Consider the following 12,376-nt stretch of genomic DNA (forward strand, 5'->3'; position numbering starts at 1 on the left):
GGCCTTGATGCTTTCCATGATGCGGTCGCTCTTGTCCTTCGGGCTGAGGATCATGACGAGCTCCTTTTCCGGGACGATGGTGATGCCGAAGAACGTGGCGTCGTCGGGGCGGGCCGTGCCGCGCGCATGAATGACCGTGCCTCCCGTGGCCCCGGCGCTTCTGGCGGCGTCCATGACCTGATCGGCATTGCCGTTGTTGACGATGATGGAAAGAAGTTCGTAGCCGGACTGTTCCGGGCTGTTGTCAGACATGAGGTCCTCCTGAGTCTGGGAAAGAACGGCGGGCGCGGAGACGTGATGCCGGAATGCTTCGATGACGTCAATGGTGAACATGATGCCCCGGGTTCTGGACAGGGCCGGATCGTTGCGTACGGCCTCCATGACGGGGCGGACGAGGGCTGAGGGCAAAAGCGCGTAGAGAAGTTCCTTTTCCACGTCGTCAAGACCGAGGATGCGCAGCCATTTGTTCTGTGCCGTGCCGCGTCCCATAAGTACGGTGCCGCCTGGGGCTCCCGCCTTTCTGGCTGCCGCCACGGCGGCGTCGCATTTGTGCCTTTCCATGACGACAACGAGCAGTTTGCCCGCGCTTTCGTTGCAATGGTTGTTCATGAGCGATCTCCCGTCCTGCGGCTGAAAACGATGCCGAGAAGCTGTATGGCGATGAGCGGAGTCATGGCGATCATGGCGATGCCGCCGAAGGCGTCCACGGCGGGATTGCCGCCCACGCCCTTGGACACGCCCAGCATGAAGGCGAGAATGAAGGTTGAGGCCATGGGGCCGGAGGCCACGCCGCCGGAGTCGAAGGCGATGGCCGTGAACATTCTGGGGCAGAAGCGCATGAGCAGCATGGCCGCCGCGTAGCCGGGAATGAGGAAGAACCACAGGCTTGTGCCCGAAATGACCCGGTACATGGCAATGCCCACGGCCAGAGAAACGCCGGCGGAAAGGGCCGCCAGCATGAGGGAACGGCGGATGGCGCCGCCGGAAACCTGTTCCACCTGTTCGGTGAGGATCCATACGGCAGGCTCGGCGCAGACCACCACGGCTCCGAGAACGAGAGCCACGGGAATGAGCAGAAAGCGGTTTTCCGGGCTGGAGAGCAGCGCGCCGAGCGCGTCTCCGGCGGGCATGAATCCGCCCTTCACGCCGAGGAAGAAGAGAATGACCCCGAAGAAGGTGTAGACAAGGCCCATGATCATGCGCAGGGTCTGTCTGCGGGAAAGCTTGATGAGAAAGAGTCGGAAGAGCAGAAAAAGCACGGCAAGGGGACCGAGGGCCATGGCCACTTCGTGCGTGACTTCGGGCAGCAGGCGCAGAAAGTGCGCAGCAAGGCCGGAGGCTCCCTCCTCAGCGGCGGCGGAAACGGCCGGCGCGGCGGGAGAGGCGAAGAGCCCGAGCATGAGCACGGCGAGAATGGGTCCCACGGAAGCCAGTCCCACGAAGCCGAAGCTGTCGTCTCCGGCGCGGCTGCCGCCGCGTACCGCCGCCACGCCCACACCGAGCGCCATGATGAAGGGCACGGTCATGGGGCCGGTGGTGGCGCCGCCGGCATCGAAGCCTATGCCAAGAAAGAGATCGGGCGTGAAGGACGCGCAGAGAAACACCGCGGCATAGCAGAGAAACAGCAGCAGCTTGAGCGGAAGCTGAAAGATGATGCGTCCCATGGCCACGGCCACGAAGAAGCCCACGCCTGCGGCAATGATGCACACGAGCGCCATGGGTGCGATGACCGGGGCCACGCCGGTGACCTGGGCGGCCAGCACCTGCACGTCGGGTTCGGCCACGGTGATGATGAAGCCCACCACGAAGCCCACGGCCAGCATGAGACTGAGATTGCGTTTTCCGGTAAGCGTTGAGCCTACCTTCTGGCCCACGGGAAGAACGCCGATGTCGGCGCCGACCAGAAAAAGGCCGAGACCTATGATGAAGAGCACGGCGCCCGCGAGAAATCTCGGCAGGGCGTCGCCGAGGGGCGCGACTGTCAGATGAAGCAGGAGCACGAGAACGACGATCGGTACCACCGATATCACGGACTCCTTGCATTTCTCGATGAAGAGCATGGGGCTCCTTTGTGTTGATAGGAAACGTTATCGTTAAGATAATGCCAGCAATCGGGAATCGTGTCCAGAGAGGAATGACCTCACGGGGTGAGAAGATTCGTCAGGCAAGAAAGAAGCGGTAGATGAGGGAGACGAGCAGCAGGCTGAGCGTGACGTAGAGGAAGTTTCTGACCATGCGCGTGCCGATGCGTATGGCCAGATGCGTGCCGAGCTGATTGCCGAGAATGTTGGCCACGGCGCAGGGAATGCCGAGGGCATAGAGCACCACGCCTCCGGAGGCGAACATGGCGAAGGCTCCGGCGTTGGAGGCGAGGTTGAACACCTTGGCCGTGGCCGAGGCGCGCACGAGGCCCATGCGCAGCACGAGATGCTGGGCGATGATGAAGAAGCTGCCCGTGCCGGGCCCGAAGAATCCGTCGTAGGAGCCGATGAAGAATCCCATGACGACGACGCGCGTGAAGAGATGCTTTTCCGGCAGTTCACCTTCTTCGCTCACGAGTCTGCCGGAGAACAGAGAAATGATCATGCCCACGGGCAGAAGAAAGATGAGGAGCTTGCCGAGAAGGGCGCTGTCCACATGCATGGCGAGGGCGGAACCGGCCATGCCTCCGATGAAGGCCGAAATGAAGCCTGCGGGAGCGATGCGCAGCACGACAAGGTGGTTGCGGGCAAAGGTCCACAGCGAGGTGAGGGAACCCAGAGTGCTGGCGAACTTTCCGGTGCCGAGAGCGACATGGGGCGGCAGGCCGCACAGAAGCATGGCGGGCGTGGAAATGAGTCCGCCGCCTCCGGCCACGGAATCCACGAACCCGGCAAGAAAGAAAAACAGGCACAAGACGACGATGACGACAAGGGAAAGTTCCATGACAAAGGCCTTATTGAAGTTGCAGGGACAGGTCCTTGTATCCGAAATCGCGGACATTGTCGAAAATGGACATGGCGAACGGGAAGTGAGAGGATCAGGCAAGAAAAAGAAGAAATCGTATCTGTTTCGCCGAGTGCGTCGGCGGTATCATGGCACATGCTCGAGAAAGAATCCGGGCCCGGCGCAGGAAAGGCGCGGGAGCTCGCATGGAGGTGCGCATGGGGGAATGGAAACGAATCAACGACCGTCTCAAGGATCTTGTGCTGCGGCATATGCCGGAAACCGGATGGATGCAGACGGAGGTTCCGGGGCTGTCCATGTCCCGGCGTCTGGCACACGAGGTGCTGGAAAACAGTCTGTACCATCCCTGCATAGGGGTCATGCTTCAGGGGCGCAAGAAGTCCGTCATAGGCACGGAGGAATACATATACGGCGAGGGACAGTGCCTTGTCGTGGGCGTGGACGTGCCGAGTTCCTTCTATGTCATGGACGGCACGGAGGAGGCGCCCTTTCTTTGTGTTTCGCTGGAGGTGGACAAGTTCATGCTGGCCAGACTGGCTGCGGAAGTGCCTCCTTCTGCCGGAAGTGCCTCCGAAGGCACGCTCCGCGGCGTGTCCGTGGCCGACGTGGACGTGTCGGTGCTCGACGCCTTCATGCGCCTGGCGGAACTGCTGGACAGGCCGGAGCAGATTCCCGTGCTCGCGCCCATGATCACCCGGGAAATCTACTACCGGATGCTCATCGGACCGCAGGGAGAGTTCCTGCGGCGCTTCCATACGCTGGGCTCCCAGAGCATGCAGATAGCTCAGGCCGTCACCTGGCTGCGTGACAATTACCGCTCGCCCCTTCAGGTGGAGGAACTGGCCCGCCGCGTGAACATGGCCACGTCCACCTTCCACCGTCATTTCAAGGAGGTGACCAGTCTGAGTCCGCTGCAGTTCCACAAGAGGCTGCGCCTTTTTGAGGCGCAGAGACTCATGCTTGCCGAGCGCGTGGATGCGGCGAGCGCCGGTCTTGCCGTGGGCTATGAGAGCCCCACGCAGTTCAACCGGGAATACAAGCGGCTGTTCGGCGAGCCTCCGCACAGGAACATCACCCGTCTGAAAAACGCCAGCTCCGGACGGTAGGGCGAGGCTCCGCACGTCGTTTTTTGCTGCGTCTCCTGGATGCCTGAGACATGCCGGCCTTGCCGCGGCACCGGAAGGGGGACGTCGGCTCGGCTGCGCCGGAGCGTTTTTGCATCCGCGCGGCGTGCACGGCGGGGCGGGAAATGGGGGGCGCTTCCCGGGACTCATTCCTCCTTCAGCGGGCGCTCCATGAGGCTGCGCACGGCCTCGGCCGGATCGGCATTTTCGTGCAGCACCCGGCACATGGCTTCGGTGACGGGCACGGAAACGTGGAGCCTCTGCGCCAGATCGCGCGCGGCCACGGCCGTTTTCACGCCTTCGGCCACCATGCCGAGGGAGGCGACGATGTCGCCCAGTTTTTCCCCTCTGCCGAGCCGTATGCCTACCTGGCGGTTTCGGGAAAGGCCGCCCGTACAGGTGAGCACGAGATCGCCGAGACCGGAAAGTCCCATGAAGGTGAGAGGCCTTGCGCCCATGGCCGTGCCGAGACGGGACAGCTCGGCCAGTCCCCGGGTGATGAGCGCCGCGCGGGCGTTGGAGCCGAAGCCGAGTCCGTCTCCTATGCCCGCCGCGATGGCCATGACGTTCTTGAGCGCTCCGCCTGTTTCCACCCCCGTGACGTCCGTGCTGGAATAACAGCGGAAGAAGGACGTGGAAAAGATTTCCCGAAGCCGTGCTCCGAGCGTTTCGTCCTCGCAGCCGAGCACTACGGCCGTAGGCTGTCCGTCCATGACCTCCGCCGCAAACGAGGGGCCGGAAAGCACGGCATAGCGGGGATGAAGTTCAGAGAGCTCTTCCAGAACCACATGACTCATGGTGAGGCTCGTGCCGTTTTCCAGTCCTTTGGAGGCGTTGACGACGATGCATCCAGAGGGAATGACGCTTTTCATGGCGGCAAGCCAGCTTCGCTGATGCTGACAGGGCACGGCGAGCACCAGAAGGTCGATGCTGCGCAGCGCTTCCGGCGAGGTCGACGCCTTCACGCCGGGGTGCACGGGTTTCCCCGGAAGATAGCGCGGGTTTTCGTGCCGCGCATTGACGGCCTGCGCCACGGATTCGTCCCGCAGGACGAGGGTCGTGTCGTGTCCGGCCGAGGCCAGAACATGGGCAAGCGCCGTTCCCCAGCTTCCGCCGCCGGCCACGGCGACGCGAAGAGTGGTTTCTGCTGTCATGAGATGCTCCTTTTGGCGGGCAGTATGGCCTGAAAGTGTGACGGGAGCATGACAGCGCCCCGGGTGCGGCAACGCGGCGGTAATGCGGAAGGCACCTCTGCCGGAGGAACGCAGGAATGAGGGCTGCGGAGAGAATCGTCCTTCGCATCGATCCGGTCAGGGAGATTCGGAACGTGAATCCGGCTCCGCTGAAAAACGACAGAGGCCCGGCGTTCGGCCGGGCCCCTGTCGTTAGGACGGAAAATCAGTCCTTTTTCTTTTCGGTGTTCTTTTCGCATTTGCCCGTAAGGGATTCGCCGGGCTTGGCCTTGGGACCGCTCTGCACGATGCGGCTGCCTGCGGGCACGCTGTGCGTGAGCCACACGTTGCCGCCGATGACCGATCCCTTGCCTATGGTGATGCGGCCGAGAATGGAGGCTCCGGCGTACACCGTGACATTATCTTCAAGAATGGGGTGGCGCGGTATGCCCTTGACGAGCGATCCGTCGTCGTTCTTGGAGAAGGAGAGCGCGCCGAGCGTCACGCCCTGATACAGACGGCAGCCCTTGCCGATAATGCAGGTCTCGCCGATGACCACGCCGGTGCCGTGATCGATGAAGAAGTTTTCGCCTATCTGCGCGCCGGGATGAATGTCGATGCCCGTGCGGGAATGGGCCATTTCGCCGATGATGCGGGGAATGATGGGCACGTGCAGGGCATAGAGTTCATGGGCGATGCGGTGATGGATCATGGTGAGCATGGAGGGGTAGCAGAACACCGTTTCGCCGGGACTCGTGGCCGCAGGGTCGCCCTCGTAGGCGGCGCGGGCATCCTCGGCGAGCATGTCGCGTATGGCGGGGATGCGCTGCATGAACTTCATGGCCATTTCCTTGGAGGCCACGTCACAGCCGCGGCAGTCGTTCACATAGTCGGCGCAGGCGAAGCAGCCGCCGCGGCGGATCTGCTCGCTGAGCAGGCGGAAAATGGAATCGAGATTGGCGGCGACATGGTAGCGCAGCGATTCCCTGTGCACGTGCGAGGGGCCGAAATACCCGGGGAAAAGCACGGCCTTGAGGCGTTCCATCACTTCTTTGAGCACTTCCTGAGAAGGCAGGGGCGTGGAGCAGTCCTTGGCGTTGAACACGGCGGAAAGCGATTCCGGACGGCACAGCGCCTCGGTCACTTCATCAAGCTCGCGCATGCGGGAGAGGGCCAGTTCCTGGTCTGGGGCGGGGAAGCAGGGGGTCATGAAGCTCAGTCCTTGAAAAGAGGAGTGGAAAGGTAACGTTCGCCCGTGTCGGGGGCAACGGTGACGATATGCTTTCCCGCAAATTCGGGACGCATGGCAAGAGTCATGGCGGCGCGCACGTTGGCGCCGGTGGTGATGCCGCAGCTCATGGATTCGTCACGCATGAGCATGCGGGCCGTTTCCATGGCTTCCTCGGTGCTCACGGTGAGAATGCCGTCGACAAGGGAGCGGTCGAACACGGCGGGCACGAAGTTCGCGCCTATGCCCTGTATGCCGTGAGCGCCGCTGCGGCCTTCGGAGAGCACGGGCGATTCCGCAGGTTCCACGGCAAAGCTTTGTATGGAGGCGACGCTGTCCTTCAGTCTGCGGCTCACGCCCATGAGCGTGGCGCCGGAACCGGTGCCGGCCACGAAGGCCGCAGGCATGAAGCCTTCCTTCCGGCAGTCTTCCAGAATTTCCACGCCCGTGGTCGCGTAGTGGACGAGGGGGCCTACGGGATTGCTGAACTGATCGGGACGGAAGGCTCCGGGCAGCGTGGAGAGCAGTTCCTCCACCTTGTCCTGGGCTCCCTGCATGCCTTCTTCCGCAGGGGTGAGCACCACTTCGGCGCCCATGGCGCGAAGCAGGGCGATGCGTTCCCTGCTGGCGGAAGCGGGCATGGTGAGCATGAGCCTGAGCCCCATCTTGCCGCATACCACGGCAAGTCCGATGCCGAGATTGCCGCTGGTGGCTTCCACCACGGTGCCGCCCGGGGCGAGCTTTCCTTCCTTGAGGGCGGCGCGTATGTATCCCAGCGCGGCTCTGTCCTTTATGGAGCCGCCGGGGTTGCGGGCTTCGTACTTCACATGGATCTTCGCAGGAAGATGAGCGGAAACGCTGTCGAGAAAAATGAGCGGCGTATGTCCTATGGTATCGAGAATGTTCATGGGATACCTCACGAATGGTCGGGGGAAGAGGGCATGTCGTCCTTGGTGAACATGCGCCAGAGAACGGAAGTCTCGCCGTCCTGTTCGCGTTTTTCCGGCGTGACGTACAAGATGGGCTCATTCTTCCACAAATACGTCATGCTGTTGTCCGGCGCGATGCGGCAGGTCATGTTTGCCGCGATTTCCTCGGGCTGGAGACGGCGGGGGTTCACCCCCATCTCCTCAAGCTGTTCCCGCAAAAGTTCTTCCACACGGGCGGCAACCTGGAGATTCGGTCTGGGCGCGTCTTCACTGGATGCTGGCATGGTGTCCTCGCTTTGGATGATGTGGCCGCGCGGGCCTGTCATATACGATAACCTTTTGTCCTGTCTTGGCAAGGCCGCAGCAGGCCGGAGTCGGTAAAAATTCCTACCTTTCCGCTATGTTTTATGAAAAAGAGGGAAGATGTCGTGCACATTCCACGTACAGGAAGTCGTGCGCTGCGGAGGGATTTCCGGCCGTTGAAGGACGACCTTGAAAAAAGCCCGCGTCGGGCGTGGAGCCTTTACGCGGGCCTGATCCGGCGCCGGTCTGCGGGAGAGAGACGGCCGGCGCTTTTGACGAGGAGCCTCAGGGAGCGGTGACCGGCTCCTTCAGGCCTGCGTCGCCCGGATAGCGCCGGTCGTAGTCCACCCCGTGGATGATACGCGGACGGCGCACGAAGTCTGCAGAGAGAGGAGAATCCTTCAGGTGCGGGCTTGTGAAGGAAATCCTGCACAGGTCGAGCATGACGTAGGGAGCGGCATCGTTGACGAAGGGCGTGTTCCGGGCCTGTTTCAGGCGTGCACGTTCCGGTTCCGTCATCCGTTCTTTGTAGGACGGGGACAGCCATATAAGGAAGGGAATGTCCACATAGTACCGGGAATCCACGGAGTCATGATGACCGTGATGCTTTCTTGTGTCGAAGACTTCTTCGCCGTGGTCGGAAAAGAAGAGAAGCGCGCTGCCGGGCACGGAACGCAGCCTTTCGATGACGGAAGCGATGATGTGGTCGGTGTAGAGTATGCTGTTGTCGTAATTGTTGATGTACTTTTTCGCCTTTCCCGTGAACCAGGGCTTTTCCTGAATGTCGTCGCCGGAGGTGAATTTGTCGAAGGCGTCGGGATATCGGGAGGCGTAGTTGACGTGGGAGCCCATGGTATGCACGAAAATGACCCGTTTGCCCGAAGGACTTTCCTTTGAGAGAACGTCGTCCAGAGCCGGGAGAATCTTGGAGTCGTAGGATCGTGCATAGGCCTGATCTCCGCCCTTGTTCAGATAGATTTCCCTGTCGGCGCCGGAAATGAGCCGGACTATCATGTTCGTTCCGTCGATGGTGCTCTGATTGGACATCCAGATGGTCTCGAAGCCTGCCTGCCGGAAGATGTTGACGAGGGGAATTTCGCCGACTCCGGGCACGTCGCTGCACGAAAGGGCGGCCACGACGCTGGGCGTCGTTCTTCCGAAGGGACTTATGACATCGCTGAAGACGAAGAGCTCATTCTGCATGGAGGAGAGTTCGGGAGTGGTGTCCCGGAAATAGTTGTAGAGCCCCCAGTGATGCCGGCTCGAGGATTCGCCTATGAGAACGACGAGCGTGACGGGGCCGTCTTCGGCCACGACGTTCGGAGCCCGAAGCGTTGCGGCCTTTTGCATGTAGTGTTCCAGATCCTCCGCACTCGCCTTGTAGGCCTCCCAGCTTCTGATGAGCTGGACGGCAAGATTGTCTTTGGCAAGTCTGTCGAGCTTGCCCGTGAGCTGAAGCACGCAGGCGGCAGCGAGAAGCAGAACGCCGAGTATTCTTGCCGCCCGGAAGTCGTCGTTGCGGACGGCCTTCAGGGTTTTCCAGAGAAGCGTCAGCGGCAGGGCAAGCAGCGCGAGCAGATAGACAAGAGCTGAGAGGGAAAACTGTGAAGCCAGAAACTCCACGGATTCGCTGACGTTGCTTTCGAAGATGGCATACAGGGACTGCTGGGAGATGGTGGCCTCATAATAGAAAAGATGCATGCCGGCAAGTACGGCAGGAACAAGAAGAAGCAGGGTCATGGCAGGAAGCCATATCCGCGCCAGAGGCCTCCAGAACAGCGCCGGAAGAAAAAGAAAAATGGTGACGGGCAGCCCGTTCAGAAAACAGCGGAACGGATACCACACGGGCGTCTGAATGAACCAGAGCAGGTGAACGAGAAAAAAGGACGACGCGGCAAGAAGCAGGAAGCGTCGGGGAAAAATCCAGTTTAACTTACTGATTTTATTTAAAAACATACTTCTTTCCTTGAAGAGAATGAAAGACTGACCAAAGAAAAAATCAAAGGAAGTTTCGTTATATATCATTAAAAAATGACATACAATGTTAATTTTTAATACGGAAAAGTCTGTTATCCTTTATTTTTTCTATTTTCATCAGTAAGGCGAGATAGCATGACGAGGCGGAGCATAGCCAAGGTAGCAGCGGAAAATATTGCGCGTCGAAGAAAGGCCGCAGGTCTTACGCAGTCTCAGGTCGCGGAACGCCTCTCCGTCGAGAAGGAAAGCATATCCCGCATGGAAAGCGGGAGAATAGCGCTCAATCTTGAAAGACTTCAGCAGTTTGCCGACATCTACGGCTGTACGGTGTCCGAGCTTATCAAGGACGGCTCCGCCGATGTTCAGGCACAGGCGCAAAGTCTTACCGAGATGCTCAGTTCCCTGAGTCCAGATGAGAGGGAAGCGGTTGTCCGCTTCGTAGGGGAGACGGTGCGTCTTTTGAAAATGAAGAAGGGAGAGTGACTTTCTCCGGCATGCCGGCGCCTTACGACAAGGAGCAGACTGCTTGAAGAAGTTTCATGTACTCTGTCTGAGAAGCGACCGCATAGGCGACATGCTGGTCAGCACGCCCGTGATTCATCGTCTGCGCGGGCTTTATCCCGACGCCGTGCTGGACGTGGTGGCAAGTCCGCTGGGGGCCGTGGCTCTGGAAGACAATCCCGACGTGGATCATGTGTTTCTGTATGACAAGAAGTCCGTCCGTTCCTGGTTTCGGCTTCTGCCGAAGCTGCTTATGCCGCATGACCTTGTGGTGAGCTTCAACGGCAGGTCGAAGACGCTCCGTCTGCTCTGCGCTCTGGCAAGGGGAAAGAGGAAGGGGTCCCTCAATACGGGAAGACTCGCCCCGTGGAGCGGTCGCCCCGAGGACGGCTGCCATTATTCAGGCGTCATGCTGAGGGAGCTGGAGGCGGAATTCGACCTTCCCCATGACGAGCACCCCGACATAAGCATACGCTTTACCGTGCCCGAAGCCGTGGAAAGAGACGTTCAGGCCAGATATCCCAAAGTCCCGGGCCTTCGCCGCGTGGGCATATTCATAGGCAACATCAAGAAGATCGGCCTGCGCTGGCCCATTGAAAAGTTCGTGGAGCTGACCGGAGTCCTTCTGGAAAAGAATGCCGACCTCGACGTGTGGATCGTGGCGGGCGAGAGCGACGTGCCGCTGCTGGAGGCCTACAGGGACATGAAGAGTCCGAGGCTGCATCAGTTCATAGGGCAGAAATCACTTCAGCACACGGCGGCCTTTCTGAAGACGTGCGACGCCTTCGTCACGTGCACCTCGTCGCCGCAGCATCTTGCCGGAGCCGTCAGGGTGCCCACGGTGTCCATCACCTATCCGTGGTCGGAAGAGCTCTGGACGCCGCGCGGACCCCTCAATTTTTCCGCGGTGTCGAAGGTGAACGACGATGTGCGGGACATTCCCGTGAAGGACGTTTATGAGACGCTCAACAAGACCATGCAGGGCACGCTGGCCCCGTGGTCGGATTGAGACTTGTGGAGCGGGGAGCTGATGCCCCGCAGAGGAAGAGAAAGGGCGCCGGAAACCTTGGTTTCCGGCGCCCTCGTCGTCAGAAGGAGTTACGCTCAGATTCTGTCGCAGACGGCCTTGCCCATTTCCGTGGTGGACACGGGGGTGATGCCGGCTTCGGCGATGTCGCAGGTGCGGATGCCCGCTTCAAGCACGGCGGTGACCGCGTTGTCGATGGCGGCGGCTTCCTTTTCCAGGCCGAAGCTGTAGCGCAGCATCATGGACACGGACAGAATGGTGGCAAGCGGGTTGGCGATGTTTTTGCCCGCAATGTCGGGAGCGGAGCCGTGGCTCGGTTCGTACAGACCGAAGGAGCCGTCGGCAAGGCTCGCGGAAGGCAGCATGCCGAGGGAGCCCGTGATCATGCTGGCTTCATCGGAAAGGATGTCGCCGAACATGTTCGAGGTGAGAATCACGTCGAACTGGCCGGGACGGTACACGAGCTGCATGGCCGCGTTGTCCACGTACATGTGGGAAACGGTCACTTCGGGATAGTCGGCGCTCATTTCGTTGACCACGCGTCTCCACAGGCGCGAGGTTTCGAGCACGTTGGACTTGTCCACGCTCACGAGGTTCTTCTTGCGGGCCATGGCCGCGTTGAAGGCTACCTTGGCGATGCGGCGGATTTCCATTTCGCTGTAGCGTTCCACGTCGTAGGCTTCCTGACCGTACTTGCCTTCGCGCCAGCCGTGCTCGCCGAAGTAGATGCCGCCGGTGAGCTCGCGCACGATGACGAGATCCATGCTGTCGCCGATGTTCTCATGCTTGATGGGGCAGGCGCCGCTCAGAGCCTTGTGCATGATGGCGGGACGCAGGTTGGCGTACAGGCCGAGGCCTTCGCGGATCTTGAGGAGCGCCTTTTCGGGGCGCTCGGGGCCGGGCAGGTTGTCCCACTTGGGACCGCCCACCGCGCCGAGCAGCACGGCGTCGTTCTTCCTGCAGACCTCCACGGTGTCTTCGGGAAAGCAGGTGCCCACGGCGTCGTAGGCCGCGCCGCCCATGAGAAGATGGGTGAAGATGAATTCATGGCCGAACTTCTGTCCGACCTTTTCGAGAACCTTGAGGGCTTCGGTCACGATTTCCGGGCCGATGCCGTCGCCGGGAATGACCGCGATGCGATACGTTGCCATGGCAATGTCCTTTATGGA

General features: G+C 60.7%; 12 protein-coding genes. 3 read left to right on the plus strand and 9 right to left on the minus strand.

Annotated elements, in window-relative coordinates:
* The 3 genes from QZZ60_RS01250 to QZZ60_RS01260 form a co-directional block, all read right to left on the minus strand.
* Positions 1-609, minus strand: a 609-nt coding sequence (locus QZZ60_RS01250) for a P-II family nitrogen regulator (RefSeq protein WP_295636694.1), incomplete at its 3' end; no start/stop codon positions are given.
* Complete coding sequence (locus QZZ60_RS01255; RefSeq protein WP_295636697.1) at positions 606-2,060, minus strand: DUF1538 domain-containing protein; 1,455 nt, start codon at positions 2,058-2,060, stop codon at positions 606-608. The genes QZZ60_RS01255 and QZZ60_RS01250, both read right to left, overlap by 4 nt.
* A gap of 100 nt (positions 2,061-2,160) precedes the next feature.
* The gene (locus QZZ60_RS01260; RefSeq protein WP_295636700.1) at positions 2,161-2,925 is read right to left on the minus strand and encodes a TSUP family transporter; all 765 of its coding nucleotides are present in this window, start codon (positions 2,923-2,925) and stop codon (positions 2,161-2,163) included.
* A 218-nt stretch (positions 2,926-3,143) separates the two neighbouring features.
* Here QZZ60_RS01260 and QZZ60_RS01265 point away from each other — a divergent pair, with 218 nt between their 5' ends.
* Positions 3,144-4,052 carry an AraC family transcriptional regulator gene (locus QZZ60_RS01265; protein ID WP_295636703.1) on the plus strand — a complete coding sequence of 303 codons (909 nt, stop codon included), beginning with the start codon at positions 3,144-3,146 and terminating at the stop codon, positions 4,050-4,052.
* Between the two features lie 164 nt (positions 4,053-4,216).
* Here the strand turns inward: QZZ60_RS01265 and QZZ60_RS01270 are convergent, their stop codons facing one another.
* The 5 genes from QZZ60_RS01270 to QZZ60_RS01290 all read right to left on the minus strand — a co-directional run bounded on the left by QZZ60_RS01270 (position 4,217) and on the right by QZZ60_RS01290 (position 9,658).
* Complete coding sequence (locus tag QZZ60_RS01270; RefSeq protein ID WP_295636706.1) at positions 4,217-5,224, minus strand: NAD(P)H-dependent glycerol-3-phosphate dehydrogenase; 1,008 nt, start codon at positions 5,222-5,224, stop codon at positions 4,217-4,219.
* Positions 5,225-5,468: 244 nt separating this feature from the next.
* The gene (gene epsC, locus QZZ60_RS01275) at positions 5,469-6,452 is read right to left on the minus strand and encodes a serine O-acetyltransferase EpsC (protein WP_295636708.1); all 984 of its coding nucleotides are present in this window, start codon (positions 6,450-6,452) and stop codon (positions 5,469-5,471) included.
* Positions 6,453-6,457: 5 nt separating this feature from the next.
* Positions 6,458-7,378 carry a PLP-dependent cysteine synthase family protein gene (locus QZZ60_RS01280; protein ID WP_295636711.1) on the minus strand — a complete coding sequence of 307 codons (921 nt, stop codon included), beginning with the start codon at positions 7,376-7,378 and terminating at the stop codon, positions 6,458-6,460.
* A gap of 8 nt (positions 7,379-7,386) precedes the next feature.
* Positions 7,387-7,683 carry a hypothetical protein gene (locus tag QZZ60_RS01285; protein WP_295636714.1) on the minus strand — a complete coding sequence of 99 codons (297 nt, stop codon included), beginning with the start codon at positions 7,681-7,683 and terminating at the stop codon, positions 7,387-7,389.
* Between the two features lie 304 nt (positions 7,684-7,987).
* Complete coding sequence (locus QZZ60_RS01290; RefSeq protein ID WP_295636717.1) at positions 7,988-9,658, minus strand: phosphoethanolamine transferase; 1,671 nt, start codon at positions 9,656-9,658, stop codon at positions 7,988-7,990.
* A 156-nt stretch (positions 9,659-9,814) separates the two neighbouring features.
* Between QZZ60_RS01290 and QZZ60_RS01295 the strand changes: the two genes are divergently transcribed.
* Both QZZ60_RS01295 and QZZ60_RS01300 read left to right on the plus strand, forming a co-directional pair.
* Complete coding sequence (locus tag QZZ60_RS01295; RefSeq protein ID WP_295636722.1) at positions 9,815-10,162, plus strand: helix-turn-helix transcriptional regulator; 348 nt, start codon at positions 9,815-9,817, stop codon at positions 10,160-10,162.
* Positions 10,163-10,205: 43 nt separating this feature from the next.
* A complete protein-coding gene (locus QZZ60_RS01300; RefSeq protein WP_295636725.1) occupies positions 10,206-11,189 on the plus strand; it encodes a glycosyltransferase family 9 protein in 984 nt (327 codons plus the stop codon).
* Positions 11,190-11,284: 95 nt separating this feature from the next.
* Here the strand turns inward: QZZ60_RS01300 and leuB are convergent, their stop codons facing one another.
* Positions 11,285-12,358 (minus strand): 3-isopropylmalate dehydrogenase, encoded by a 1,074-nt coding sequence (gene leuB, locus QZZ60_RS01305; RefSeq protein ID WP_295636728.1) that lies wholly within the window; start codon positions 12,356-12,358, stop codon positions 11,285-11,287.
* Positions 12,359-12,376 lie beyond the last annotated feature (18 nt).

It is taken from the genome of uncultured Mailhella sp. (genome assembly GCF_905187505.1).
Classification (GTDB): Bacteria; Desulfobacterota; Desulfovibrionia; order Desulfovibrionales; family Desulfovibrionaceae; genus Mailhella.